The organism is Rhodococcus sp. AC861, assembly GCF_979256035.1.
Map to the genome: position 1 here is coordinate 63,406 of NZ_CEEDMW010000004.1, position 23,350 is coordinate 86,755.

A 23,350-nucleotide genomic window follows, 5' to 3' on the forward strand; every position below is an offset into this window, starting at 1 on the left:
GAGGCGCTCCGCCTGCTTGTCGGCTAGTTCCCGCTGTCGTCTTTTGGGTCGGTATCCACTGCGTCGAGTCCGGTGTCGTTGCGGATCTGTCGCAGGGTGCGCTTGTTGTACTCGGCATACGTGAGGCCGGGGGTGCCCTCGTTGGCCTTGGCTCGGACGTAGCCGAGCGCCTTCGTGAGCTTGTACGAGGGAGCGTCCTCGATCGGGCACCCGAGGGTCACCTCGATTTCGTCGATCTGCTCGCCGGTGAGGTCGTAGAGAACGTCGTCGATCGTCATAGTCCCGCTGCTTCTTTCTGTCTGATGAGTTCGCGCCGCACTGCCTCCACGGCGAAAGGTGTGACTGCGCGTTGGGTCCGGTACAGCCACGGGTTTGGTGCCTGCCCGTCCCAGCGGGTGCCGGCGTGGTTCAGCTCGACGTAGATGCCACCGCCATGGCTGCTATAGCTGCCGTTGCCGGCGGACACCTTGGTCTGCATATTGCTGGCCTTGCCCTTGAGCGAGGCTTTGGTGCGACCGCCATACACGGGTGCCTGGAACCGGCCCATCACCATCGAGCGGTCGCGGATCTGCTCGAACGCGGGACGTAGACGCCGAGAGTCCGCCTTGAACTTCGCCAGCTTGGCGAGGATCTCGGAGACGCCCTCGACGTCTACGTCCACGACGATCATGCGGCCGCAACCACCCTCTGCGGCACGCCGTCGATCTCCCACTCGATCTCGGTCTCGTGCGCCTCGCCGGCTTCTCCGCCGATGCCAGGCTTGCGCGAGATCCGCACGTCACCCTTGAAGTGCGGCTGATCGGCGGACGCGACCGCGTTGCCGTACGGCTTGATGACGAACGGAACGACGGTGCCGGACTTGAGCCACGCCATCGTCCACAGGCTGTCCGCGGCGTAGTCGTTGTAGAGCGTCCCGCGCAGGAACCACTGCTCCGTGTCGCCGGTGGCCGCATTCGCGAACGTGATGAAGTCCGCATCCTCGCCGTCGTCCGGCTCGGCGCGCACCTCGTGGAGGTACGAGTTGTACTCCTTGGTGTCGATGACGATCGACAGGTTCTCGCCCTTGGTGCCCTTGAATGGCATTGTGCTCAACTCTCTTTCAGGCTCAGTGCTGCTGTGATTTCGAGGTCCGCGCCGGTGTACGCGACCTTCTCGTGGGTGCCGAACTTGGGGTACTCGACCGAGTCGACCGAGAGTCGAGCGTCGGGGTCGCGGATGCCGCCGATCGCGATGAGCGTCGTCGCCACCATGTCCTCCAGCCGGCGGACCACCTCATCGCCGCTTCCTCGGCCGGCGATGATCTGGATCTGCCAGTGCGTGGCATAGGGCGCGGATGCGGTCGTGTGCCCTTCGCCGTCGATGAACGGCTCGGCGGGGATGACGAACACCGAGGGCGCGACGAATTTCGTGTCCTGCCAACCGAATACCGGTGTCCCCTCCGGTAGCGCCTCGGTGAGCGCCTCGGTCAGATTGGCGCGGAACTCGTCGATCCTCATATGAAGCTCACGTACCTGCGCATCTCGCGCATGACCACGATGAGCGGGTCACGCGACGAGCGGGCGCTGACGACGTTGTCGAACCGGTCGGTGTACTGAGACGGCCCCTGCGCCTGGTCGTGAATCTCCGCACCCACCTGGAGGTACCAATCGGTGAGCATGTGATCGGGGATCTCTCGCATCGGCTCGCGGCAGAAGTCGTCCACGAGCGTGACGGCCTTCTGAAGGGTCCGAGTGAGCTGCGCGTCGTCGGTCGAGTTGCCACCGCAGAACTTGCGGAACTCGTCGAGCGTCGGCACGGCAGGCGCAGGGGTAGTCATCAGACTGCCGGGTCCCAGGTGATGCGGGTGATGCCCTTGGGCTGCTCGCTGTAGATGCCCTGGTAGCCGTACAGCGAGAAGTCCTTGGTCAGGTTGATGATGTTCTCGTCCTGGAGCGAGAACGGTGCGCCGGCGGACTCCATCGTGGTGATGGCGTCGCGGGAGGCGACGGAGCAGTAGTTCGCCGGCAGCTGCGGGATGCAGAAGATCGGACGACCGGCGACCTGACCGACCAACTCCAGCGACCCGAGGTCGAACGAGCCGGCCCAGGTGTTCTGACCGTCTCCGCTGACGGAGAAGATCGGCCGGCCGGTGCTGTCCTCGAGCAGAGCGATGCTCTTGGCCACGTCGCGGCTGACGAGGATACCGTCCGCCTTGAGGCCCTTCGAGTTGTCGTCGATCATCCACGCGGCGTCCATGAACACCGAGATCCACTCGGGTGCGGTGTCCGGCCGGCCGGCCGCACCCAGCGCAATGAGGTTCGTGCGCGTGGAGGTGTCGCCGACGTTGGTGGGCAGCGAGTTGAGGAACGTCCGCACGTACAGGTCGAACGCCTCGGCGTACTGGATGCCCATCCACCGGAGGCCGGTGTCGAGGATTGCGACCTTGGACCGCTCGATCGCCTGGCGGGAGAACGAGGTGTACCCGCCGACCGTGCGGACCTCGCCGGCGCCGGTGCCGAGCTTGATCTCCAGGTACGCGAGATCGTCACCCTCGGACTCCTGGACGCGGACGGTGCCGGTCTCGGAGATCACCTTGGCGTACTCGAACGAGTTGCCATCGGCGGGCAGGGATTCGCGGCTGAAGAACGTGGACAGCGGCCGGCTGCGGTTGGTGAGGCGCAGCTGCTTGTCGAGCCACGCGGGGCGCTCGACGCCGTCCGCGACGACCTGGCCGTCGTAGGCGCGGGTTTCGATCCGCTCGTTCTCGATCGCGCTCATCACCTCGCGGATCTCGGTGACCTTGTCCTCGTCGCCGAAGCGGATGGCCTTGAGCAGCTCGCCGCCGGTGCGGGTCTGCCACTCGCGGGGGCCGGAGCCGCCGGCCGCGCCGCCGTCCTCCAGGACGCCGATGCGCCGGACGAGATCCTGGTTGTCGTTGCGGAGCTGCGCCAGCTCCGGGTGGGCCTTGATGAGGGCTTCGAGCTCTTCCGGGGTCATGTCTTGATCCTGTTCTGTGACAGCGTTTCTCACGCTTTCGATGACCGCGCCCTTGTAGGCCGGTATTTCGGTGATGGACACTTCGCGCAGAGCGCCCTTGGTGCGGACGATCACGCCGTCTCGGGTCTCGTGGGTCACTGGGAGGAACCCGACCGAGAAGTACTTGAGCACGCCGGCGCGTGCGAGTTCGAGCACCTCGTCGCCGCGCTCGGTGTTGGCGATGTGGCACTCGACGTAGTAGCCGTCGTCGCGGTTCGCGCTGCGGACGACGGTGCCGATCGGGAGGTCACCGCGGGTCTGCCAGCTGTGGTTGGCGTGAACGGAGGCCGGGGCGTCGTCCTCGAACACGTCGCGGACGAACTGCTCGCGGTAGCTGCCGTTCTTAGTGCGGATCTCGACCGTCTGGCCGTAGGGGACAGCGATGCCCGAGATGATGCGGGTCTGCTCGTCCACGACGCCGATGGCGGTGGTGCGGATCTCGACCTCGTCCACGACGGGCGCGGTGCGCGTCTCGATCGACTGTGTCTCGCTCATGCTGTTTCGCTCCTGGGGATGTTGAGCCGGTACCAGCGGCGGATCTGGTCGCCGGTCCAGTCGGGGCGGTCGTCGGCGGCGGCGCGCTCCAGGCACACCGTCAGGCCGGGGTCGAGCACGACGATGTTCGCGCCGGCGCGCCGGTACTGCGCGAGCATCGCCCGTGTGGGGTCGGTGTCGATGACCCATGCGTTCTGCACGCGGCCCATGAGCACCTGCGTGACGGCGGCTGCGCGTGCGGCCTGGACGACGCGGCGCAGCGGGAGCGGGGTGTCGTGCCGGTTCGGGGAGCCGAACGCCTGCGCGAGGGCGTCGAAGTCGACGATGGTGTCGCCGGCCTCGGCGTGCTCGGTGATGTACGTCGACTTGCCGGCGCACGGCGGTCCGACGATGACGGTGATCACGCGTCCTGCTCCTGCTTGGGAGCCGGTGCCGGCGCGCCGTCGTCGCCCGCCGGCACCGGAGCCTGCTCGGACTTCGGCAGCGGTCCGAGTCCGTCGCGAGCGCGCAGCTCGTCAGGGGTGCGGGTGCGGTTGTTGACGTTGGCGGTGTCGACCTCGGCGCGCGTCTTGGAGTCCATGCGCAGCAGGCCCGACTCGTCCAGCTCCACCTTCAGGCCGCGGGGAATGGCCTCAGTGAGGCCGCGCTCGTACGCGTTCATGTACTTCGCCAGCGTGCCCACGAGAAACTGGAGCGTGGACTGTTCGAGGTTCTGGTACGTCCGCGACTCAGTGCCACCGGGCACCAGCAGGTCGAACGACGGGGTGCCACAGATACGGACGATCTTGCGGTCGATCGCGTCACCGACCTCGATCATCTGCGCGTCGGCAGGCTTGAGCTGGAGCGCCTCGAACTTGAGGCCGGCCGACAGGATGACGTTCTGGCCGCGGTGCGAGCGCAGCCAGTTGTTCCACCGGCGCTGCAGCTCCTCCTGCTCGTGCGCCGCAAGCGCCTGGTCGGTGTTGAGGGTGCCCGAGGGCATTCCCGAGCCGAACCACTCCCGCTGAAAGTCGGCCAGGTCGAGCGCGGCACGGAGTTCGGCCTGCGCGAAATGCCGCGGGCCGAGTCCGCGGACCTCGCCGGTGATCGCCGTGTGCTTCTTGTGGATGACGCGACTGCGCGGGATCTCGCGGCCATTGTGCCCGTACCGGACGCGGCCCCAGGTTCCATCGGGCAGGCGGTCGCGCACCGCGGTCATCTCGCCCGGTGCCGTGGGGATGAGGTTGACCGTCTGCGGATCACCGACACGGAGCCAGAAGAACTCACCGTGGAGCATCATGTCGTTCACCGAGCTCGAAACGAACTCCTCGACGTCCATGTCGAGATTCGGCTGCTCGACCAGCCGCGGGTATTCCCGAGAAAGCGGATCGACCAATCTCTTGGCATTGTCGCGAACGGTCGGCGGCATCGACGACATCATTGTGTTGATCTCGTCCATCGACCGGGAGAACGCCGACACCTTGAGCGCCTCGCGCCAACTGACCGCCAAAGCCGTTCGGGGAGGGGGCATCACACCGGGGAGGGGGGAGTCACCGCCGGCGGAGCCCATCGAGCCGGTCCGTGTCTCCACGTCCCGCCCGAATCCGAAGTACTTGCTGATGGCGTTCATTGCTGAGGGACGTTAATCCCACCCGTGTGATTTCCCTGTCCCACTTTTCTCAGAAGATCGCGAGAGGCGACACGTACGGCTGCTGCTGTTCGGCCATGAAAACGCCCATGACCGTGGCATACAGCGCGTCGATGAGGCCCAGAGATTTGTTCATGTCGAGCACCACACCTTGGCCGGCGGACACCGTCACAGCCCGCGGGACCTGCTGCTGGACCTCGAGGTCGCCGGCATGGCGAGCGCGACCATCCTTGACCATCGAGTGCACCGCGGCGGTCGCGTTGGCGACGTTGCCGCGGGTCATGTACTCGGCCTTCAGGTGGTGCGTCTTCGCCAGCGCGAGAATGGTGGGCTTCATGGTGTCCGCGTCCGCGACGAACTTGTCGATCCGGACGTGATGGCTCAGTGCCACAAGCTTTTTCAGCAGCACCTCATCGTTCGTGAACGTCATAGTGGCGATGAGTTCGGTGTACACGACGTTGTTGTGCTTCACCGACGCGGCGATCGAGACGTAGTCCCAGGAGCGGCGGGAGCGGGTGAACGAGATGATCAGCGGCTGCTTGCGGGCGGCCGGCGGGATCGGCCCGTGCGTCGCTGCGAGCCACGTCGGAACGGGCATCCACACGTTCTCCACGGAGACGAACTCGTTGCGCCGGTAGCGCCGGAACTCTGATTCGAGCATGTTCCTGCCGGCGCGCAACTCTTCCTCAAGACTGAGCCGGCCGGACGCGATGGCAGGGTTGGCCTGTTGAAGCGCCTTCGGATCGTAGAGCGCGAGGGTGGGGTCCGCCTCCCACAGGAAGAATCCGAAGCGAGGGTCATGACCCTCCACCTTCGCAGCCGAGTCGCGCCCGATGCGGTAGAGCAGTTTCAGCAGCTCAGAGTTGTCGTCGCCGGCCGTGGTGAACCCGGCGACCAGCGCCTTGACCTGAGCGGACGCACCGAGCACCAGCGCGAACCACGCCGCGGCCTTCAGTAGGTGCAGCTCGTCGAGCAGCATGAGGCAGCCCGAGAATCCCTGGAGTCCCTCACCGTCACCCGCGGCCTTGACGACGTACGAGGCCGGCTTCTTGAGGTTCTTCGACTTGATGCCGTTGCGATCGGTCGTTTTGAACCGGCGCGTGAGCAGCGGGACGTTGTCGACGCAGTACCGAACCTTCGCGTACAGGTTCTTCGCCTGCTCGACGTAAGCCGCGATCGAGATCACCTCGGGTGCACGGGGAACCATGAGCACGAGCCCGTACAGCGCCATGACCGCACCGAGCACCGTCTTGCCGTTCTGCCGGCCCATCGACACCACGACCTGCTTGTAGACGAGCTGGCCGGCGAGCGCCTGGTCGTGATAGTCGGCCGGATACTTCTGGAGGATCTCGCGAATCAGCCACTTCTGCCAGACGTCGAGGCGCAGCTCGTCGCCGGCCGCGAACCTGAACACCTTCTCCGCGAGGCGGATCAGCTTCTCGCCCTCGGAGTAGTCAGGGCACTCGATCGGCTGCGTGTACACGCGCGGGAGCCAGGGTGGCACCTCGTCGACCCAGTCCTCGCGGTACTCTTCCGGCAGGGTCAGCAACAGGGACATGCTCAGATGTCCGCGATGGTCTTGTCGAACTCGTCCTCGTCGTCGCCCTCATCCTTGGGCTCGCACTTGCGCAGCTCCGAGAACAGCATCCGGAACTCCATCGTCAGACCCGCCGGCAACGCCTTGCCGGCCGCGATGTTCTTATCCAGGAGACGAGCGATATGCATCAACGACGCCAGGTACGGAGCCTCCGAATCGCCCACCCACTCGTTCGCGGTCAGGAAAGTCACGACCGAATCCGCGTAGGACTCATTCATCACGAAGCCCATGACCACCACCTCATTTCATGCATGACCGCCTGCATATCATGCACTGGATCATGCATGGTTTCATGCATGAAATGCCGTCTCACTGTATGGAACTCGACCTCTGACGCACCTCGGGGGTGTAAATCCAGGCAGCCCCTCGGTGTCTAACGTCCCCTTTGCAAAGACCGAGACCCTCGGGAGGCCGGCAGCGGCCACCTCACGCCATGCATGGCCATGCATAACATGCACTCGCCACCATCCACGGTCATGCATATTATGCACGCACTCACGCATGGGCCGGCCAGTAGTCAGAGTGGAACCACGTCTTGCGTCCGTCGCTCTCCACCTTGCCGCCCTTGCTGCGGTTGCATGAGAGGCAGAGCAGCTGAAGGTTCTCAAGTCTGTGCTCCTTCACGATGTGCCATGGAGTGATGTGGTCCACCTCGCAGCGGTCATCGCTACCGCACTTCTGGCACACGCCACCCGCACGCTGGACCACTGTGCTGTACATGTCCGGTGGGATAGGTGGCCGGCGCTGCCCTGCCTCAGCCATACAGCGCCACCTCCACCAGTAGCTCATGCGCACGGGCGGTCATCTTGGAGTTGTGCTTCGGAGGGATCGGCACACCTGCCCACACCATGCCGAGGGCGTGGCACTTCAGCGCCATCCGTGCGCACGGCTGCTTGAACGGGCAGCCCTCACACAGCTGGCCGGCCGCGTCGAGCTTCGTACGCCATTGCCCGCCAGGGACATTGTCGTACTCGTACTCCACCCAGCGCCCTCGGCAGTTGCTCATCGCCGCTGCCTCGCCAGTGCGTCCGGAATTTGCGCGGTCGCATACCACTGCGCCGTACGCATCGCGTCGGCGTGCGAAGGGCAGCGACAGAGCAACATTCGCTGGCCCTCACCGATCTTTAACCACATCGTCCAGCTCACAGCACCACTGATGAACCGGTGCTTGCGCACGATCACGCGGCAGGCGCTCATGAGTACGCCCTCACTGCCACCAGCCGAACCGGCAGCAGCGTGTCGACATTCGCCACGGACTCGAACGAGCAGCCGTACGTCACCCACTCGCCGGCGCGCAGCTGCCACAGCCAGTCATCACGGTCCACCACGATCGACCCGTCCACACACGCATTGAGTGCTGTGTGAGTCGCGATCACCACGTCACGCATCCGGCACCACCGCAGCGGCCGGCTCCTCGTAACCCCACGACATGGAGCCCGTGAGGTTGCCGTCCGCGTCCGAGATCTCCACCACGATCATCTGCCGCTCAGCGTCGAACGACGTCGCGACGAACCGACCAGGCAAGCCCTGGAGAGAAGTCAGATGGCCGGCCATCAGAACGTCACCCGACCGAGCGCATGCAGCTGCTCGTCGTCCAGGTCGATGGCCTGCTCGACGACAGTGCGCGGCAGCTCGTCCTCAGCCAACATCTGCATCAGCGTCTCGGTGGCCGTCTCGATCGACTTGCGCGCCGCCGTCAGTGATCCGAGCGCCTGCGTCACAGCCCACCGCTTCGGGTCGGTCTCAGCCAGCTCGGTCAACAGGTAGTTGCCGGCACCGCACGCGACAGTGATCGGCTGCACGAGGTCGCCGGCCGCGAACGACAGCGCCTCGATGGTCCTTGCGAGATCGGTCATCGAACAGCTCGCTTCGCAGCGTCGATCGCGTCGACCCAGGCCATGGCCACAGACATGACGTCGATCAACTCGGCGCGGAGACGGTCCGCCGATCCCGGCTGAAGTGTGTCGTAGGTCAATTCGTGTGCGACCTCGCCTACCTCCTCGATCAAGATCGGCACCCACGCGTGAGCGTGCCAGGGCAGAGCTTCGATCGAGTTGTCACCGTGCTTCTTGTGAGCCGCCTCTCGCGCCTGGTGGATCTCACGCGTCAGGTCGTGATCACTGCGCCAGCAGTGCATGGACGTCGTAGACATATCAGTTCGGATGGTCATCAGAACAGCACTCCTTGGTCCCTGACATCAGCAGGGTTCTTAGCGATGTGGTCCGACCCGCACAGGTTCACGTGGCCGGAGTAGAGAACGGACGTAGCGAGGTAGATCGAGCCCTCAGGCAGCTGCACCACTTCGCAGCGAGCGATGGGAGTGCAGTACGTGTTCGCCAGCACCACCGTGTCCCGAGAGTGAGCACTCGTGGTGATCACGAACATGGCCGTCTCAGGCCGGGGACCGGAGTTCAGCTCCAGATCGAAGTTGTGGGATTCACACAACTCCTGCACTGCCTTGATGATCGGGGCAGACCGACTGTAGAGACGTACTGTGCCACCGCCCAACGTGAGCACCATGCTCGAAACCTCCTGTCATGCACCGGGTTACGGTCTACCTAAAGGAGCACCCAAGGGTGCCGGTGTCGAGCTGACCACCCAGCCCGAACCACCCAGTTTTTCCGCTCCCCGGTTGTCAGCCCAACGCCTCTGGCCTCGTCTCCGTTCGGAGACAAGGCTTTTGGTAATACCGGTCCGCCAATGATCAGTCTTTGGTCCGGTCCCACCAGCTAGGTCTGATGGCTTCGTAAGGGAACTCGTGCCTAGAGCGGTCGGTTAACGGCTGACCCGCCAGATAGCGCCGTGGAGCCTTGATCGCGTCAGACGCCGGCATCACCGCCCCGAACGAGCGCGTATCCATGCACCGTTATGTCGTGGAGGTACTGCCCATAGCGACCGCCCTGGACATGGCACTGCGGGCCGGCGCTGCACGGTGAGAGGGCGCAGATGCGCTCCCACTCCCACTCAGGTGGCCGGCGGTCTGTGAACCCCATGCGCTCCAGCTCGTCGGCTTCACTCACGACGAGATGGATGCGCGGGTCATCGGTCGCGCTCACGCGTCGGCTCGCATCGCAGCCTCGGTGTCCTCGCGGCACTGCCGGCAGATCGGCGGCACGGGGATGAGCCGGTCCTTCTGGAACGGGCGCAGACACACGTCGCACACCGTCCGCTTCAGGTGGTCACCGTGGTCGATCACGTCAGTCGTCCGCCGGCAGATGAGTGGCGAGCGTGGCCCAGTACGCGGCGCGCTCCTGGTCGTGGATACCGACCGGGGTGAGCTGCCCGGTGCTTGTGTTGATCTCGTGGAGGGAGCGGCCCCAGGCGCGCTCAGCCAACCACTCGGCCTCCAGTCGCGTCATGCCCAGCGACCGGGCGTCAGCGACGAGCTGGCCGTCGATCGCGATCAATGCTCGACCTCGACCTGCACGAAAGTAGGGACGGCGTGCGGGCAAACCAGGCGCTCAAACCCTGCGGACGTGATCGACATGACAGTTGCGGGACTTTTCTTCAGAACCCACTCGCGTCGTTTCTTCGACCACTTCGACTTCATGTGGGTCGTGGCGCGGTTGGTGTGATCGCAGAACCAGCCAATGTGGCGCATGCCCTCGGGCGCTTGCACGTGGGTCATGCCGGCATCCCGTGGGCGAGGACGTACAGAGCGGCGAGCAGAGCGACGAGACCGATGGTCCAAAGTGCCGGCAGCAGCGCCAGCCAAACTCGGCGGGTCACTGGCCGGCCTTCTCGATCGCGGCGAGCAGCTCGACGGGGGAGGACTCAGCCAGCAGATTCAGCACCCGCCGGCGATCCATGTCGGTCAACGCCAGGGCGGCGTCGAGCGCCTTGGTCTGGTCGATCCACAGCGCGGCCTCTTGGTCGAAGGTCATGACGCCTTCTCCAATGCGAGCTGCTCGATCTCAGCGCGGTCGTAGAGCCGAGGTCCGGTTCTACCCGGGGCCTGGGTGACGGGTTGCAGTCGGCCCTTGATCGCCCAACGCTGGAGTGTGGTTCTGCCGATGCCGAGGCGCTTGCATACTTCCGCAGCGCCGATCAGGTCCGGTTCCATGTGGGTCATAGTTACCCATTTGGGAAGAAACGGCAAGCATGACTGTGAACTTCCACTATTGATGCATGTCAGCCCTATCGGTTAAGCTTGCCCGCATGGCTGAGAGAGCGAGTTCCGGCACTGGTGTCGAGCCGGCATGGACGCAAGGTGATTGCATGGGCAAGGCCCGGCGACATGCCGGGATGAGCCAGGACGAGCTGGCGGTCGCGCTCGGCCTGAGTCGACGCACCATCGGCTCGTACGAGGCTGATATCCGAGCGCCGAAGCGGCCGGTACTCATCGCGTGGGCGATGGCTACCGGCGTCAGTCTGGAGTGGCTCGAATCGGCCGGCGGCACGACAGCCGGCAACCCTGACCGCCCTGACGGCGGAGCGAGTGCCCCCAGTAGGGCTCGAACCTACGACCTGCGGATTAAAAGTCCGTAGCTCTACCAACTGAGCTATAGGGGCCAGTGCTCGACGAGTGTAATGGACCGGTTCGCGGCGGCCGCCCACCGGCTCCCGCCCGCTGACGGGCAATTGCCTTTGAAATGGCTTTATGAATTTTCACCATTCTTTACGACGCGAGTGCGGACGCTCGCCAGCACGGAACCGGACAAAACCGGCAGTCGGTGCACGCCTGCCAGGTGAGGCGGTCGTGCAGCGACGTCGGAACCGGCGACAACACGGCATTCGTGGACAGGTCCGAGGGGATTCTCAGGTTTGTCGGTTAAGCTTCGGCGAGTATCAGGGCCCCTTTGGGTGATCATTTTCGGAGGCATAGGCGCAATGGCACAGCAGGAACGCGCTCGACGCACTCGGGCCGCGATAGTCGAGGCTGCGGCGTACGAGTTCAGCAGGCGTGGTTACACCGCGGCATCGGTGAACACCATCTTGGAAGGTTCACGCGCGACCAAGGGCGCGATGTACTTCCATTTCAGTTCCAAGGAAGAACTCGCACGCGCAGTGCTGCAGACCGCGATGGAGAAGTACATCGCCGTCATGGACACGCCGCGCCCCGAGGGCACGGACGCGCTGGAATGGCTGCACACCCTGATCACCAGCCTGGCCACGTCCTTCGAGGAGAACGTCGTCGTCCGCGCCGAGTTCCGTCTCGTCGTCGAACCCGAGTTCCACGAGAGCATCCGTGAAGGCGCCGGCGCCGTCTGGGGGCGCACCGCACACAAGCTGGCGTCCGAGGCGCACGAGACCGGCCTGCTCCGCCCGGACATCGATCCGCGGATGTTCACCCGCGTGCTGGTCACGTCCCTCGCCGGTCAGCGCTACATGGCGGACCTGACCGCCGACGACACCAATCTCACGCTCTTGTTCGAGGAGTCGCTCGAGGTTCTGCTGATGGCGATGGCGTCCCGCGAATGGCTGGACAAGTGGCGCGTCAACGGGTGGCCCTCACGCACCGCTGTCAGCGTCAATTCATAGCCTGACCTGCTGATTTGGGAAATCCTGAAGCAGTGTCATAAGCTATCCAAGCTCCCAACGGAACGCCGTTGGGGTACGGTCGGAGCGATTCGACGGGCCCCCTTCGTTTAGCGGCCTAGGACGCCGCCCTTTCAAGGCGGTAGCGCGGGTTCGAATCCCGTAGGGGGTACGTTTCGGTGTGTGACATCACCGCAACGGGTTGGGCCACTCTTCGAGTGGTAAGAAGTACGACGAAGATGCAGTAGGGTCTTCCACGCAGTACATGCTTCACAGCATGGCCCTGTGGCGCAGTTGGTTAGCGCGCCGCCCTGTCACGGCGGAGGTCGCGGGTTCGAGTCCCGTCAGGGTCGCAACAATCGCATCATCTCGGTGGTGCGAATGCATCAGTACCATCCGGTGTCAGCCACGGATGTCACGGCCAGGTAGCTCAGTCGGTACGAGCGTCCGCCTGAAAAGCGGAAGGTCGCCGGTTCGATCCCGGCTCTGGCCACCGAAGAACGACCATGATTCGACAAGCCACCTGCGTGCAGGTGGCTTTCGTGGTTTCAGGGCTGTATCGGATCGGGTGGTGACGACGGCCGGATAGCATCGACGGATCATGACTGACATCGACGCGGACGTGATCGTGGTGGGGGCGGGCATCGCCGGTCTGCGATGCGCTGCAGCCCTCCGGCGACGCGGACTGACCGCCAGGATCGTGGAGGCGGGGACCGCGCCGGGTGGGCGCATCCGCACCGACGTCATCGACGGCTTCTGGTGCGACCGAGGATTCCAACTACTCAATCCGTCGTACCCGGCGGTGAAGCGGCACGTCGACATCGATGCGCTCGATCTGCGGGTCGCCGGTCGAGGCGTACGAATCGTCGACGACTCGGGCACCGTGCGGGCAGTGGCCGATCCGACCCGTCACCCGACGTTGCTGCTCGAGACGGCCCGATCCGCTGTCCGGCTCGGGTTGGTCAGGCCCCGAGCGGTCGCCGGGGCGGTGCGGTGGGCACTGCCCGCAGTGGGGTCCGTCCGTCGACTGGGCAGCGCACCCGATGCCGCACTGGCCGACGACTGGGACCGGCTCGGTCTCCGCGGGCCTCTGCGAGATGCGCTGCTCGCTCCGTTTCTCAGCGGAGTGCTCGCCGACGGCGTCGGCGCCACGTCCGACCGGTACGTCAGGTTGGTACTCCGCAGCTTCCTGCTGGCCACCCCGGGCGTTCCGAATGCCGGCATGCAGGCGTTTCCCGAGCAACTCGCCCGGGGCGCGGGTGTCGACATCATGTACTCGGCCAGGGTCGATCGCGTCACCGACGACACCACCACGCCGACGGTTCGGACCGCCGACGGCACTGTGCTGCGGTCCCGCGCCGTGGTGGTGGCAACGGATGCGCCGGCTGCAGCCGCGCTGACGGACACGGAGACCTCGTCGATGCGTGGGTTGTCCACCTGGTGGTTCGACGCCGACAGCGCAGACTCCGACACCTTCCTCCGCGTCTCGGGCGCGGGCGGTTCGGTGGTCAACACGGCCGAGATGAGCGCGATCGCCCCCGGCTACGCGCCGACCGGGAAGACCTTGGTGCAAGCGACAACACTCCTGGGTGCCGCCGGACCGGCGGCGGAGTCGGTGGTGCGCGCCGAACTGGACCGGCTGTGGGGACGGTCGACCTCGTCGTGGCGGGTGATCGTCCGACACGACGTGTCGCACGCACTTCCCGCCCAGGCACCCGGGACACCACTGCGTCGACCGCTACGAGTGGGAGACCGCGTGCTTCTCGCCGGTGACCACCGCGACACGCCCTCGATCCAGGGTGCGCTGGTATCGGGTGGTCGCGCGGCCGCGGAGGTGGCACGCCTGCTCGGCTGACGCTGCGTCCGGTTCATGGGCCGAGAGTGATCTCCACGGAATCTTCACATCGCGTCCCCGAGACGCGCACAGGATGCCGTTACGGTCTGTTTCATGGATCGACGGCGAATACTGGTGGTCGAGGACGAGAAGGCTCTGGCGGATGCCATCGCGGCGCGGCTGCACTCCGAGGGCTTCGACGTCGACCTCGCATCGAGCGGACCGGCCGCCGTGGAGACGGTGGCGCGCACGAATCCGGATCTGGTGGTCCTGGATGTGATGCTGCCCGGGTTCGACGGTCTCGAGGTGTGCCGACGTATCCAGTCCCGCCCCGAGGGCCCGGTCGCCGTCCTCATGCTCACGGCGCGGTCGGACGAGACGGACCAGCTGGTGGGTCTCGGGGTGGGTGCGGACGACTACATGTCGAAACCGTTCTCGATGCGCACCCTGGTAGCCCGCGTGCACGCACTGCTGCGCCGGGTGGAGCGTCATCCCGCGCCGGCGCCGACCGTCGTCCACGAGTTCGACGACGTCCGCGTCGACGAGCATGCGCGACGGGTGTTCCGTGACGGTGACGAGGTCCACCTGACACGCACGGAGTTCGATCTGCTGCTCTTCCTCGCTCGGCGGCCGGGCGCGGCCTTCGCGCGAGACCGGTTGTTGTCGGACGTGTGGGGGTGGTCGCGAGACGACTCCATGACATCGGTGCCGTCCCGCACGGTCGACAGCCACGTCAAAGCGCTGCGGCGCAAACTGGGTTCCGACGTCGTCCGCACCGTGCACGGTGTCGGGTACGCGTTCCGGGCACGCGGATGATCCGCCCTCTCGACTCGCTGCGTTCGTTCAAGGTCAAGACCGGCCTGGTGGTGGTCATCGCACTGTTCGCGGCGTCGGGCACCTTCTGGCTCGCGGCGCAGCAGCCCTTCCGGTACGCGCTGCTGCTCGCACTCGTCGTGGCGCTGGTGGTCACACAGATCGTCGCGCACGGGATGACCTCGCCGCTGCGCGAGATGACCGCAGCCTCGCGAGCGATGGCGAACGGGGACTACACGCACCGCGTCCGGGCCACGTCGCGGGACGAGATCGGCCAGCTGGCCGTCGCCTTCAACACGATGTCGGCGGACCTCGCCGAGGCGGATCGCTACCGTCGGGAACTGATCGGCAACGTCTCGCACGAACTCCGGACGCCGATCGCGTCGCTGCAGGCCGTGCTCGAGAATATCGCCGACGGGGTGCAGGAGGCGACCCCTGCGACGGTGGGAGTCGCTCTCGAGCAGACCGAACGCTTGGCCCGGCTCGTGGACGACCTCCTGGATCTGTCGAAGCTCGAGGGTGGCGCACTCGGGCTGTCGCGCAGCACGTTCGACCTCCGAGAGTTCCTGACCAGCGTGGTCACCCAGAGCACGGCGACCCGGTTCTCGGTGTCGGTCGAGCCACTCGGTGCGACGGTGACCGCCGACGAGGAGAGGGTGCGACAGGTCGTGGCCAATCTCGTCGAGAACGCCGTACGCCACGGCCCACCCGACGGTGCGGTGGCCGTCTCCGCCGTCGTGGATGAGGACTCGGTGCGCATCGACGTCGTCGACGACGGTGACGGGATCGCTCCGCCCGACCGCGCTCGGGTGTTCGACCGGTTCGTCCGCGGCGGGTCGACCGACGGCGGCACCGGTATCGGGCTCGCCATCGCCCGATGGGCCGCCGAATTGCACGGCGGCACACTCGATGTGGTCGACGTCGCCGCCGGGTGTTGCTTCCGGCTCACCCTTCCCGTCTGACCCCACCTTCCGCACTCACCACGTGACACCGCATCCGGTGCTCGCGCGATCACCCCTGCCCGAGAGAGGTTCACGATGACCACCGACCTTCTTCCCGATCCGGCGGCGCAGTCGCCGGTCCGCAGCGTCACCGAGTCTCCGCGTCGTCGGGCCGTGGGTATCGCCGCGGCAGTCGGTGTGGTCGCCGGCGCCGCGCTGACCGACCGCCCGTCGGTGGCCTACCTCGTCGTCGGCGTGGCCGCCGTTCTCGCCGCAGGGCTGCTCGACCGGCGATCGCGCTGGTCGGTGGCGTGGATCGTCGTCGCGTTCGCACTGCTGCTGGTGCCGTTCGTCCGCGACTCGGGGTGGCTCGCCGTGTCGTCGATCGGACTGGCCGTGTGGTGTGTGGCCCTGTCGACGACGACATCGACGACGTTCACCGCGACGGTGCTCTCTCCTCTCATGCCCGTCGTTGAGCAAGGAGCGGTGTTCCGCTCGCTCGGTTCCGGCGCCGCCGAGGTGACGCTGCCGTCGCGGCGGTCAGCAATGCGCGCAGTGCGCGTCGTGGTGAGCACGGCCCTGCTGGTCACCGTGTTCACGCTGCTGTTCGCGGGCGCCGACGATCGCTTCGCCTCCCTCGTCGACGCGGTGATCCCGACCGTGTCCGTCGATGTCGACCCTCTGGGTCCGGTCGTGGCGCTGTGCGTCGCGCTGTGGATTCTGGGTGCCGCCCACGCGGCGCGTCACGCGGTGCCACTCGACGCGCTCGCCCCCGGCGCCGGGCGACGACGACCGGTGTGGGAGTGGGCCGTGCCGGTCTCGGCGCTGGTCGTCGTGTTCGCAGCGTTCGTGGTGGTGCAGGCGGCCACGTTGTTCGGCGGACACGACCATGTGATGACGACGGACGACCTGACATTCGCCGATCACGCCCGATCCGGGTTCTGGCAGTTGGTCACGGTGACCGTCGGCGTACTCGTCGTGGTCGCCGTTCAGGCGCGCAAGGTCGATGCCGAGGTGCGGCGCGACCGTGTTCTCGCCCGAGTCGCGTTCGGGTCGCTGTGTGTCCTGACGTTGGTGGTCGTCTGGTCGGCGGTGTATCGAATGTCGTTGTACGAGCAGCAGTTCGGTCTCACCCGCCTCCGCGTGGGTGTCATGGCCGTCGAGGTGTGGCTGGGCGTCGTCGTGCTCGCCGTCATCGTCGCCGGTGCGCGATGGTCGTCGCGTCGTCTGCCCGCCGTGATCGTCGGTACGGCGGCAGTGGGCGTGCTGGTGATGGCGGTGGTGAACGTCGATGCGCTGGTCGCGGAGCGGGCAGTCGAGCGCTACGAGCGGACCGGACTGATCGACGTCGACTATCTGTCCACGCTGTCCGCGGACGCGGTGCCGGCGGTGTCCACTCTGGAACCGGAGTTGCGCGCCTGCATCCTCGACGAGCCGGGGAGCGACCCGTGGTGGAACGCGAACCTGGCACGCAGGGAGGCCGCCGCTATCGCGGCGGACGCCCCTCCTTCAAGGTGCGTTCCGCAAGCTCGCGCAGCGGACCGGTGAGCGCCGAATCGCCGGTTTCGCAGGAGTGGTCACCGATCTGGAGTCGCCACCGGAAACCGTCGCGCACCGACGTCGACGAGTCGTCGAGCGAGGAGAGCAACGGGAGAGCGCGCTCGACCAACTGTTGCCAGTCGTCGCCCACGGTGGTGGTGTCGACGCTGCCGCGGCGGGTCATCCCGGCCACACCGCCACTGCGCACCACCACGATGACCATGTCACGCCCTTCGGCTCACCTCGTCCGACGCGTCGGACCCCGTCTGCTCGACGCCCACGGTAGTCCACCCGCCGAGCACGGCCCGGTGAACGTCGGAACCGGAGCCGTAGCGAGTGATCGCCGCGGTGACGGTGGCAGCAGCGAAAGTCGCGAAATCTGCTGTCGGCGTGATGTTTCCGGAGGTCAACGTGTCGAACCAGACCTGTCCGAGGCGGTCCCACGCCGGGCCGCCGAGAGCCACCGCGGCCTCGGCGAACGCCCTGTTCGGGATGCCGGAGTTGATGTGGACACCGCCGTTGTCCTCGGTGGTCTCGACGTATCCGGCCATGTCGGCGGGCTGCGGATCCTTGCCCAGGACGTCGTCGTCGTACGCGGTGCCGGGTGCGAGCATCGAGCGCAGCGCGGACCCCTGCACGTCGGGGAGGAAGAGGCCTTCGCCGACCAGCCAGGACGCGTCCTCGGCGTTCTCACCGCGTGAGCGCTGCTCGGCCAGGACGCCGAACACGTCCGAGATGGATTCGTTGAGCGCACCCGACTGGCCGGAGTACTCGAGCTGCGAGGTGTACTGGGTGAAGCCGTGAGCCAGTTCGTGGGCGACGACCGACAGGGACACCGTGAAGCGGGTGAACACCTCGCCGTCTCCGTCGCCGAACACCATGCGGTCGCCGTCCCAGAACGCGTTGTCGTACTGCTCGCCGTAGTGCACGGTGGCGTCGAGAGGGAGACCCTTGCCATCCAGACTCGCCCATCCGTAGACCTCGTCGAACAGGGCGTACGTCAGCCCCAGCCCGTCGTAGCTCTCGTCCGCTGCGGCATCGCCGACAGCAGGATCACCCTCGCGCCGGACGACGTCGCCGGGAAGGGTCTGCGTGTTCTTCGCGTCGGCGACGGTCCGTACGAGACGTCCGGCAACTGCGCCGCGAGAGGCGCTGGGTGACAACGATTCCCGTGTCACATCGCGCCGTCGACGCATCTCGTCGTCCAGCTCGAGCGTGCGACTGGCGACGGAGGGGGCCGTGTCCAGGCGAGCGCTGCGCTCGGTCGGTGCCGATGCGAGGCGCTGCAGAAGGTAGGGCGGGACTACGCCCTGGCAGCACGGTCGGTGAGTCGAGACAGGCTCCGGCATGATGGCGATCCTTCCGTCGGGGGAACGATCGCCACGCTAGCCGCGCACACCGACACGTGCTGCTGTGGCGATCAGGGGCAGGCGACCTTGGCCTGCTCGTAGATGTTGCCGGCCTCGTCGACACCTGGCTCGTTGCCGTTGTTGGTGGCTGCGGATCGGATGTCGGTGACGACGGCGTCCTTGTCCTTGCCGTCGGTGATCTGCTGGCAGATGCTGCCCAGCAGTCCCTCGATGTCCTCGTCCGACTTCCCCTCGGACAGGGTGGAGAACTGCGCCTTGTACGCGGCGACGAAGGTGGCGCGCTTGGCATCGTCGAAGACGTTTCCGGCGTCGTCGGCCAGGTTGCCGGCGCTGGACTGGATGCCGGGGGCGGCCGACTGTGCGGAGCTCAGGGCGCCCTGAGCGGCGTCGCCGACGGACTCGGCGGCGTTGTTCGCGGTGTCCTGCGCGGACTGCTGATCTTCGGAGCTGCATCCGGTGAGCACGAGCGAGAGGGCGGCGGTTGCGGCGAACGCGACGGAGACGAGTTTCATCGACCGAACATTACCGTGACGAATCGGCGACTCGACCGCCAAAACCCGCTGTGAGTTGCCATAATCGACGATGGCCACCACGAAGCCGCCGACGGTGTCGATCCCCGTGCGGACGCCGATCGTGCGCAGTGCCCACGGAACGTCCTCCGTGGAGCTGTTCGTCATCGGCGCGGTCGCCACTATTCTCCTCACCCGGGCGTATCTCGAGCTGACCGACTATCCGCAGGTGGGCGGCGGGTCCCTGCACATCGCGCACGCGCTGTGGGGCGGGGCGCTGATGATGGCAGCGCTCGTGTCGGGGTGGCTGTTCCTCGGTTACGGTGTCCGGTCCGTCGCGGTGGTCCTCGGCGGTGTGGGGTTCGGACTGTTCCTCGACGAAGTCGGCAAGTTCGTGACCAAGGACAACGACTACTTCTACGGACCGTCGGCCGAGATCATGTACGTGACCGTCGTGCTGGTTCTGATCCTCAGCCGGACAGTGCGTGACCTCCGCAAGCCGACCTCGCGTGAGTGCCTGGCGAACGCCGCCGCCATCGCCGCCGACGGTGTGATCGGCGGACTTCCTGAATCGCGCCGCGAACTCGCGCGGGAGCTTCTGGACAGGGCGCGGCTGACGGGCGCCGACGCCGAGGTCGTCGCCGGCATCGACACTATCCTGACCCGGTGCGCGCCGGCGTCGTCCCGGACGACGGTCTGGCGTGCGCGTACGTCACGCGCCGTGCCGTCGATGCTGACGAGCCCGCGGTGGGTGACCGTGTTGTCGTGGCTGATGGTCGTGACGGCCCTGGCGACCGTGCTGGCCGGGGTGGCGCAGCTGCTCACCGGCGGCCTGGTGATCGAGAGCGACGATCTGGACGTGACCCTGGACCGCATGACCCTGTCCGGCGGCATCCTGTGGCTGACCGCTTGTGCGACAGTCGTTCTCGCGCTCCCCGCGCTGATCGCCCGGCGTCGCACGGGGGCGCAGTGGCCGCTACGCAGGCTGCGCACCGCCGCGCTGATCTACGCGCTGCTCGGCGCGCTCGTCGACTTCGCCGAGACCGGATTCGCGGCCCTGAGCAATCTGGCGATAGGCCTGCTGACCCTCGCCGCGATCTCGCACCAGATCACGATCCGAACGGCCCGAGGCTCCGCCGAGACTCGAAGTGCCGCGGTGCGCCTGTGATCGGGTCGGTGAAGGTGATGCTCCGCGCGAGAAGTTGCAGGGGATCCCGATAGTCGTCGACAGCCACCTCGCGCGGAACGGGGTACAGCGAGTCGCCGACGATCGGTAAGCCGAGTGACGCCATGTGGACGCGCAGCTGGTGCGTCTTGCCGGTGCGCGGGTGTAGGCGGTAGTGCGCCAGCGCGCCCCCGCTGCCGATCTTCTCCACCAGGGTCTCGCTGTTGGCCTCGCCGGCGACCTCCAGGGCCTGCAACGACCCCCGTTCCTTGACGATGCGACTTGTCACCGTGCGCGGGAACGTGGTCGTGGACGACTCCGCAGCGACCGCCTCGTAGACCTTCGTCATCGTGCGGTCGCGGAACATCTCCTGGTACGCCCGCCGCACGTCGGTGCGCGCGGTGAAGATCAGGACACCGGCGGTCAGTCTGTCGAGCCGATGCGCGGGGGACAGTTCGTCGTTCCCCAGCACGCGGCGGAGACGAGTCAACGCCGTCTGCACGACGAATCGGCCGCGCGGCGTGGTGGCCAGGAAATGAGGTTTGTCCACCACGACGATGGCGTCGTCGCGGTGGATGATCTCCATGGCGAACGGCACCTCGGGCTCGAACGGGGGATCCCGGTAGAGGTAGATGTCCGACCTCGGGACCAGCGGTGATTCGGTGGACACCGGTCGTCCGGCGCTGTCGACCACCTCGCCGGCCGCCACCTTCGCGCGCAGTGAGTCCGCATCGCCCGGGAACCTGCCGGACAGGTACCCCACGACGGTGTCGCCGACGGACGACACCTCGGGCATGCGGATCCGCGTCGGATTCAGTCCGTTGCGGATGGGCAGGGGTGCGGGCACCGATCAAGTAAAGCGCGTGCGCGTCAGTAGTGTCGTGTCGCACGAGCAGGATCGGTCGACGAGCAACATTCTGGGGGATGAACGATGGCAACGAAGACACGTAGATGGGCCGAGACCGACATCGCGGATCAATCCGGTCGGACCTTCGTCGTCACGGGGGCGAACAGCGGGCTGGGCGCCGAGGCGGCCAAGGCATTGGGGCGGGCCGGTGCGAACGTCGTCCTCGCGTGCCGGACGGTCGAGAAGGCCGCGCCGATCGCAGCCGAGATCGGTGAGCGCGCGCAGGTCCGTCGACTCGATCTGGCGGATCTGAGCTCGGTGCGGGAGTTCGCGGAGAACACCCCCGAGATCGATGTGCTGATCAACAACGCCGGGGTGATGGCGTTGCCGCACAAGAAGACTGCGGACGGGTTCGAGATGCAGTTCGGCACGAACCACCTCGGCCACTTCGCCTTGACCGGTCTGTTGCTGGACAGGATCACCGATCGGGTAGTCACCATGTCGAGCTTCATGCACCAGGTGCCGGGGCTGAAGGTGTCCGACCCGAACTACGAGAACCGTCGCTACAGCCGATGGGGTGCGTACGGGCAGTCCAAGCTGTCCAACCTCATCTTCGCCTACGAGTTGGACCGACGTCTGCGTGCGGCAGGAGCACCGCTGAAGTCGTTCGCGGCCCATCCCGGATATTCGTCGACCGAACTGCAGGGGCGCACCGAGTCGTTCCAGGACGCCGTTATGTCGATCGGCCGGTTGTTCGCTCAGTCGGCGTACATGGGCAGCCTGCCCGAGCTGTACGCAGCCACCGAGCCCGGACTCGACTCGGGTGGGTACTACGGCCCGGACGGCTTCCAGGAGCTCAGCGGCTATCCGAAGAAGGTGGGCTCGAACAAGGCGTCTCACGACGAGAGAACTGCCCGTGAGCTCTGGGACAAGTCCGTCGAGCTCACGGGCGTGACGTACCCGATCTAGTGCTCAGTCGTCGCTGACGGTGATCTGGACGTCGATGTTTCCGCGGGTGGCGTTGCTGTAGGGGCAGACCTCGTGGGCCTTGTCCGCGAGGGCCTGCGCCGTGTCGTGGTCGAGGTTGGGGAGGGTCACCTCGAGGACGACGGCGAGCTGGAAGCCGCCGGCGTCGTTCGGGCCGATGCTCACCTTCGCGCCGACGGACGAGTCGGAGACGTCGGCCTTCTGCTGGCCGGCGACCATGCGCAGTGCGGAGTGGTAGCAGGCTGCGTACCCGACAGCGAAGAGCTGCTCGGGATTGGTGCCCTTGCCGTTGCCGCCCATCTCGGTCGGGATCGACAGGTCGACGTCGACCTTGCCGTCGGTGGTGCGTCCGTGGCCGTCGCGGCCTTCTCCGGTGGCGAGTGCCTCGGCGGTGTACAGGGTCTTCATGAGTGAGCCTTTCTGTTGCGGGTGAGTTCAGGAGTGGCGGAGTGCGGCCGTCGTCTTACGGACGAGGGCGACGAGCGTGGTGGCTTCGTCGGCGGTCAGCCCCGACGCGGTGAAGATGCACTCCGGTATGGATCGCGCACGGTCACGCAGAGCGTGGCCGGCGTCGGTCAGGCGGATCTCGACGCGACGCTCGTCATCGGGGGATCGTTCCCTGGTGACCAAGCCGATCGTCTCGATCCTCTTGAGCAGCGGTGACAGGGTCCCGGAGTCCAGGTCCAGGCGTGCTCCGAGTTCGGAGACGCCCAAGCCGTCCTGTTCCCACAGCGCCAGGAGGACAAGGTACTGGGGGTAGGTGACGCCGAGATCGTCGAGCAGCGGCCGGTAGACCGCCGTGGTGGCGCGCGACGCCGAGTAGAGGGCGAAGCACAGCTGCTTGTCGAGAGCCAGTGTGTCGTTCACTCCCCGAACAGTAGTGCACAACTAGATTGTGCACAACCTTTCACACCTGGCGATAGTCTCAATGACGCTCGACGACGGTCAGCGCGCGAAGAGGAACATCGCGAGGGTGCGGAGGATGCCCGGGTAGGCGTCGTCCGTCGGACGCGACGGCGTGGTGAGCGGGGTGGTGGGCACCGATGGGTAGTGACCCTCGGTAACGGGTGCCGTGGAGGTTTTCGGAGTGTGCAGCAAACTCATACCCCGTAGTGTGCACTACGTCGCTGGTA

37 protein-coding genes, 4 tRNA genes and 1 pseudogene are annotated in these 23,350 nt (G+C 66.4%); 12 read left to right on the forward strand and 30 right to left on the reverse strand.

All coding sequences use genetic code 11. From position 1 onward, the window contains the following. Positions 1 to 23: 23 nt before the first annotated feature. The 17 genes from AC0IX4_RS13655 to AC0IX4_RS13735 all read right to left on the reverse strand — a co-directional run bounded on the left by AC0IX4_RS13655 (position 24) and on the right by AC0IX4_RS13735 (position 9,254). Positions 24 to 278 (reverse strand): hypothetical protein, encoded by a 255-nt coding sequence (locus AC0IX4_RS13655; protein ID WP_471829390.1) that lies wholly within the window; start codon positions 276 to 278, stop codon positions 24 to 26. Then, entirely contained in the window at positions 275 to 670 is a 396-nt protein-coding gene (locus AC0IX4_RS13660; RefSeq protein ID WP_471829392.1) for a hypothetical protein, read from the reverse strand. Before AC0IX4_RS13660 ends, AC0IX4_RS13655 begins: the two co-directional genes overlap by 4 nt. Then, positions 667 to 1,083 carry a hypothetical protein gene (locus AC0IX4_RS13665; RefSeq protein ID WP_471829393.1) on the reverse strand — a complete coding sequence of 139 codons (417 nt, stop codon included), beginning with the start codon at positions 1,081 to 1,083 and terminating at the stop codon, positions 667 to 669. Before AC0IX4_RS13665 ends, AC0IX4_RS13660 begins: the two co-directional genes overlap by 4 nt. A gap of 5 nt (positions 1,084 to 1,088) precedes the next feature. After that, positions 1,089 to 1,496, reverse strand: a complete 408-nt coding sequence (locus AC0IX4_RS13670) for a hypothetical protein (RefSeq protein ID WP_471829394.1) — start codon at positions 1,494 to 1,496, stop codon at positions 1,089 to 1,091. After that, a complete protein-coding gene (locus tag AC0IX4_RS13675) occupies positions 1,493 to 1,816 on the reverse strand; it encodes a hypothetical protein (RefSeq protein ID WP_471829395.1) in 324 nt (107 codons plus the stop codon). Before AC0IX4_RS13675 ends, AC0IX4_RS13670 begins: the two co-directional genes overlap by 4 nt. Continuing rightward, positions 1,816 to 3,510 (reverse strand): HK97 family phage prohead protease, encoded by a 1,695-nt coding sequence (locus AC0IX4_RS13680; RefSeq protein ID WP_471829397.1) that lies wholly within the window; start codon positions 3,508 to 3,510, stop codon positions 1,816 to 1,818. Before AC0IX4_RS13680 ends, AC0IX4_RS13675 begins: the two co-directional genes overlap by 1 nt. Further along, the gene (locus AC0IX4_RS13685; RefSeq protein ID WP_471829399.1) at positions 3,507 to 3,914 is read right to left on the reverse strand and encodes an AAA family ATPase; all 408 of its coding nucleotides are present in this window, start codon (positions 3,912 to 3,914) and stop codon (positions 3,507 to 3,509) included. Before AC0IX4_RS13685 ends, AC0IX4_RS13680 begins: the two co-directional genes overlap by 4 nt. Beyond that, the gene (locus tag AC0IX4_RS13690) at positions 3,911 to 5,119 is read right to left on the reverse strand and encodes a phage portal protein (RefSeq protein ID WP_471829400.1); all 1,209 of its coding nucleotides are present in this window, start codon (positions 5,117 to 5,119) and stop codon (positions 3,911 to 3,913) included. The genes AC0IX4_RS13685 and AC0IX4_RS13690 overlap by 4 nt, the downstream gene beginning before the upstream one ends. Positions 5,120 to 5,168: 49 nt before the next feature. Next, entirely contained in the window at positions 5,169 to 6,695 is a 1,527-nt protein-coding gene (locus tag AC0IX4_RS13695; protein WP_471829401.1) for a terminase large subunit domain-containing protein, read from the reverse strand. A gap of 2 nt (positions 6,696 to 6,697) precedes the next feature. Next, positions 6,698 to 6,925, reverse strand: coding sequence for a hypothetical protein (locus tag AC0IX4_RS13700; protein ID WP_471829403.1), 228 nt, complete (start codon positions 6,923 to 6,925; stop codon positions 6,698 to 6,700). Positions 6,926 to 7,229: 304 nt separating this feature from the next. Continuing rightward, complete coding sequence (locus AC0IX4_RS13705) at positions 7,230 to 7,523, reverse strand: HNH endonuclease (RefSeq protein ID WP_471829918.1); 294 nt, start codon at positions 7,521 to 7,523, stop codon at positions 7,230 to 7,232. Then, positions 7,489 to 7,716: a WhiB family transcriptional regulator gene (locus AC0IX4_RS13710; protein WP_471829405.1), complete on the reverse strand. Its 228-nt coding sequence runs from the start codon at positions 7,714 to 7,716 to the stop codon at positions 7,489 to 7,491. The genes AC0IX4_RS13705 and AC0IX4_RS13710 overlap by 35 nt, the downstream gene beginning before the upstream one ends. Positions 7,717 to 7,927: 211 nt before the next feature. Then, entirely contained in the window at positions 7,928 to 8,122 is a 195-nt protein-coding gene (locus AC0IX4_RS13715; RefSeq protein WP_471829407.1) for a hypothetical protein, read from the reverse strand. Then, a complete protein-coding gene (locus AC0IX4_RS13720; RefSeq protein ID WP_471829409.1) occupies positions 8,115 to 8,288 on the reverse strand; it encodes a hypothetical protein in 174 nt (57 codons plus the stop codon). Before AC0IX4_RS13720 ends, AC0IX4_RS13715 begins: the two co-directional genes overlap by 8 nt. Then, complete coding sequence (locus AC0IX4_RS13725; protein WP_471829411.1) at positions 8,288 to 8,590, reverse strand: hypothetical protein; 303 nt, start codon at positions 8,588 to 8,590, stop codon at positions 8,288 to 8,290. The genes AC0IX4_RS13720 and AC0IX4_RS13725 overlap by 1 nt, the downstream gene beginning before the upstream one ends. Continuing rightward, positions 8,587 to 8,904, reverse strand: coding sequence for a nucleoside triphosphate pyrophosphohydrolase family protein (locus AC0IX4_RS13730; RefSeq protein ID WP_471829413.1), 318 nt, complete (start codon positions 8,902 to 8,904; stop codon positions 8,587 to 8,589). The genes AC0IX4_RS13725 and AC0IX4_RS13730 overlap by 4 nt, the downstream gene beginning before the upstream one ends. Further along, positions 8,904 to 9,254, reverse strand: coding sequence for a hypothetical protein (locus tag AC0IX4_RS13735; RefSeq protein ID WP_471829415.1), 351 nt, complete (start codon positions 9,252 to 9,254; stop codon positions 8,904 to 8,906). Before AC0IX4_RS13735 ends, AC0IX4_RS13730 begins: the two co-directional genes overlap by 1 nt. 290 nt (positions 9,255 to 9,544) lie before the next feature. Here AC0IX4_RS13735 and AC0IX4_RS13740 point away from each other — a divergent pair, with 290 nt between their 5' ends. Continuing rightward, a complete protein-coding gene (locus tag AC0IX4_RS13740; protein ID WP_471829416.1) occupies positions 9,545 to 9,670 on the forward strand; it encodes a hypothetical protein in 126 nt (41 codons plus the stop codon). A 116-nt stretch (positions 9,671 to 9,786) separates the two neighbouring features. On the opposite strand, the gene AC0IX4_RS13745 is transcribed toward AC0IX4_RS13740, so the two are convergent. From AC0IX4_RS13745 to AC0IX4_RS13765, 5 genes are all read right to left on the reverse strand, one after another. After that, positions 9,787 to 9,930, reverse strand: a complete 144-nt coding sequence (locus AC0IX4_RS13745; RefSeq protein WP_471829417.1) for a hypothetical protein — start codon at positions 9,928 to 9,930, stop codon at positions 9,787 to 9,789. Position 9,931: 1 nt separating this feature from the next. Then, positions 9,932 to 10,141 carry a hypothetical protein gene (locus tag AC0IX4_RS13750; protein WP_471829418.1) on the reverse strand — a complete coding sequence of 70 codons (210 nt, stop codon included), beginning with the start codon at positions 10,139 to 10,141 and terminating at the stop codon, positions 9,932 to 9,934. After that, on the reverse strand, positions 10,138 to 10,362 hold the full coding sequence (locus tag AC0IX4_RS13755; RefSeq protein ID WP_471829419.1) for a hypothetical protein: 225 nt from the start codon (positions 10,360 to 10,362) through the stop codon (positions 10,138 to 10,140). The genes AC0IX4_RS13750 and AC0IX4_RS13755 overlap by 4 nt, the downstream gene beginning before the upstream one ends. A gap of 97 nt (positions 10,363 to 10,459) precedes the next feature. Then, positions 10,460 to 10,618, reverse strand: a complete 159-nt coding sequence (locus tag AC0IX4_RS13760; protein WP_471829420.1) for a hypothetical protein — start codon at positions 10,616 to 10,618, stop codon at positions 10,460 to 10,462. Next, complete coding sequence (locus tag AC0IX4_RS13765; RefSeq protein ID WP_471829422.1) at positions 10,615 to 10,797, reverse strand: helix-turn-helix domain-containing protein; 183 nt, start codon at positions 10,795 to 10,797, stop codon at positions 10,615 to 10,617. The genes AC0IX4_RS13760 and AC0IX4_RS13765 overlap by 4 nt, the downstream gene beginning before the upstream one ends. Before the next feature lie 155 nt (positions 10,798 to 10,952). On the opposite strand from AC0IX4_RS13765, the pseudogene AC0IX4_RS13770 reads away from it, so the two are divergent. Further along, a pseudogene (locus tag AC0IX4_RS13770) lies at positions 10,953 to 11,105 on the forward strand (helix-turn-helix domain-containing protein); the annotation flags it as partial. 68 nt (positions 11,106 to 11,173) lie between these two features. Here AC0IX4_RS13770 and AC0IX4_RS13775 read toward each other — a convergent pair. Next, positions 11,174 to 11,246: transfer RNA gene (locus AC0IX4_RS13775), tRNA-Lys, on the reverse strand. A gap of 318 nt (positions 11,247 to 11,564) precedes the next feature. Here AC0IX4_RS13775 and AC0IX4_RS13780 point away from each other — a divergent pair. The 8 genes from AC0IX4_RS13780 to AC0IX4_RS13815 all read left to right on the forward strand — a co-directional run bounded on the left by AC0IX4_RS13780 (position 11,565) and on the right by AC0IX4_RS13815 (position 17,348). After that, the gene (locus AC0IX4_RS13780; RefSeq protein WP_471829423.1) at positions 11,565 to 12,215 is read left to right on the forward strand and encodes a ScbR family autoregulator-binding transcription factor; all 651 of its coding nucleotides are present in this window, start codon (positions 11,565 to 11,567) and stop codon (positions 12,213 to 12,215) included. 96 nt (positions 12,216 to 12,311) lie between these two features. Next, positions 12,312 to 12,384, forward strand: a tRNA-Glu gene (locus tag AC0IX4_RS13785). 107 nt (positions 12,385 to 12,491) lie between these two features. Beyond that, positions 12,492 to 12,565 (forward strand) — tRNA-Asp (locus tag AC0IX4_RS13790). Between the two features lie 66 nt (positions 12,566 to 12,631). After that, a tRNA-Phe gene (locus tag AC0IX4_RS13795) sits at positions 12,632 to 12,705 on the forward strand. 108 nt (positions 12,706 to 12,813) lie between these two features. Further along, complete coding sequence (locus AC0IX4_RS13800; RefSeq protein WP_471829425.1) at positions 12,814 to 14,067, forward strand: FAD-dependent oxidoreductase; 1,254 nt, start codon at positions 12,814 to 12,816, stop codon at positions 14,065 to 14,067. Between the two features lie 93 nt (positions 14,068 to 14,160). Further along, positions 14,161 to 14,862: a response regulator transcription factor gene (locus tag AC0IX4_RS13805; protein WP_471829427.1), complete on the forward strand. Its 702-nt coding sequence runs from the start codon at positions 14,161 to 14,163 to the stop codon at positions 14,860 to 14,862. Next, positions 14,859 to 15,821 (forward strand): HAMP domain-containing sensor histidine kinase, encoded by a 963-nt coding sequence (locus AC0IX4_RS13810; RefSeq protein ID WP_471829428.1) that lies wholly within the window; start codon positions 14,859 to 14,861, stop codon positions 15,819 to 15,821. Before AC0IX4_RS13805 ends, AC0IX4_RS13810 begins: the two co-directional genes overlap by 4 nt. Before the next feature lie 75 nt (positions 15,822 to 15,896). Continuing rightward, positions 15,897 to 17,348 carry a DUF4153 domain-containing protein gene (locus AC0IX4_RS13815; protein WP_471829429.1) on the forward strand — a complete coding sequence of 484 codons (1,452 nt, stop codon included), beginning with the start codon at positions 15,897 to 15,899 and terminating at the stop codon, positions 17,346 to 17,348. Here the strand turns inward: AC0IX4_RS13815 and AC0IX4_RS13820 are convergent. The 3 genes from AC0IX4_RS13820 to AC0IX4_RS13830 all read right to left on the reverse strand — a co-directional run bounded on the left by AC0IX4_RS13820 (position 17,287) and on the right by AC0IX4_RS13830 (position 19,221). Further along, positions 17,287 to 17,562 carry a protealysin inhibitor emfourin gene (locus AC0IX4_RS13820; RefSeq protein WP_042573862.1) on the reverse strand — a complete coding sequence of 92 codons (276 nt, stop codon included), beginning with the start codon at positions 17,560 to 17,562 and terminating at the stop codon, positions 17,287 to 17,289. The two genes, AC0IX4_RS13815 and AC0IX4_RS13820, sit on opposite strands and share 62 nt — an antisense overlap. Position 17,563: 1 nt before the next feature. Beyond that, positions 17,564 to 18,688, reverse strand: a complete 1,125-nt coding sequence (locus AC0IX4_RS13825; RefSeq protein WP_042573861.1) for a M4 family metallopeptidase — start codon at positions 18,686 to 18,688, stop codon at positions 17,564 to 17,566. A 71-nt stretch (positions 18,689 to 18,759) separates the two neighbouring features. Further along, complete coding sequence (locus AC0IX4_RS13830; protein WP_156148828.1) at positions 18,760 to 19,221, reverse strand: hypothetical protein; 462 nt, start codon at positions 19,219 to 19,221, stop codon at positions 18,760 to 18,762. A 70-nt stretch (positions 19,222 to 19,291) separates the two neighbouring features. Here AC0IX4_RS13830 and AC0IX4_RS13835 point away from each other — a divergent pair, with 70 nt between their 5' ends. Beyond that, positions 19,292 to 20,386: a hypothetical protein gene (locus AC0IX4_RS13835; protein WP_471829431.1), complete on the forward strand. Its 1,095-nt coding sequence runs from the start codon at positions 19,292 to 19,294 to the stop codon at positions 20,384 to 20,386. On the opposite strand, the gene AC0IX4_RS13840 is transcribed toward AC0IX4_RS13835, so the two are convergent. Beyond that, entirely contained in the window at positions 20,328 to 21,179 is an 852-nt protein-coding gene (locus AC0IX4_RS13840; protein ID WP_471829919.1) for a pseudouridine synthase, read from the reverse strand. The genes AC0IX4_RS13835 and AC0IX4_RS13840 overlap by 59 nt on opposite strands. A gap of 135 nt (positions 21,180 to 21,314) precedes the next feature. On the opposite strand from AC0IX4_RS13840, the gene AC0IX4_RS13845 reads away from it, so the two are divergent. After that, positions 21,315 to 22,199, forward strand: coding sequence for an oxidoreductase (locus AC0IX4_RS13845; RefSeq protein WP_471829432.1), 885 nt, complete (start codon positions 21,315 to 21,317; stop codon positions 22,197 to 22,199). A 3-nt stretch (positions 22,200 to 22,202) separates the two neighbouring features. Here the strand turns inward: AC0IX4_RS13845 and AC0IX4_RS13850 are convergent, their stop codons facing one another. The 3 genes from AC0IX4_RS13850 to AC0IX4_RS13860 form a co-directional block, all read right to left on the reverse strand. After that, positions 22,203 to 22,625, reverse strand: a complete 423-nt coding sequence (locus tag AC0IX4_RS13850; protein WP_056070367.1) for an organic hydroperoxide resistance protein — start codon at positions 22,623 to 22,625, stop codon at positions 22,203 to 22,205. A 27-nt stretch (positions 22,626 to 22,652) separates the two neighbouring features. Next, a complete protein-coding gene (locus tag AC0IX4_RS13855) occupies positions 22,653 to 23,084 on the reverse strand; it encodes a MarR family winged helix-turn-helix transcriptional regulator (protein ID WP_471829433.1) in 432 nt (143 codons plus the stop codon). Positions 23,085 to 23,162: 78 nt separating this feature from the next. Next, entirely contained in the window at positions 23,163 to 23,321 is a 159-nt protein-coding gene (locus AC0IX4_RS13860; RefSeq protein ID WP_471829434.1) for a hypothetical protein, read from the reverse strand. Positions 23,322 to 23,350: the final 29 nt, after the last annotated feature.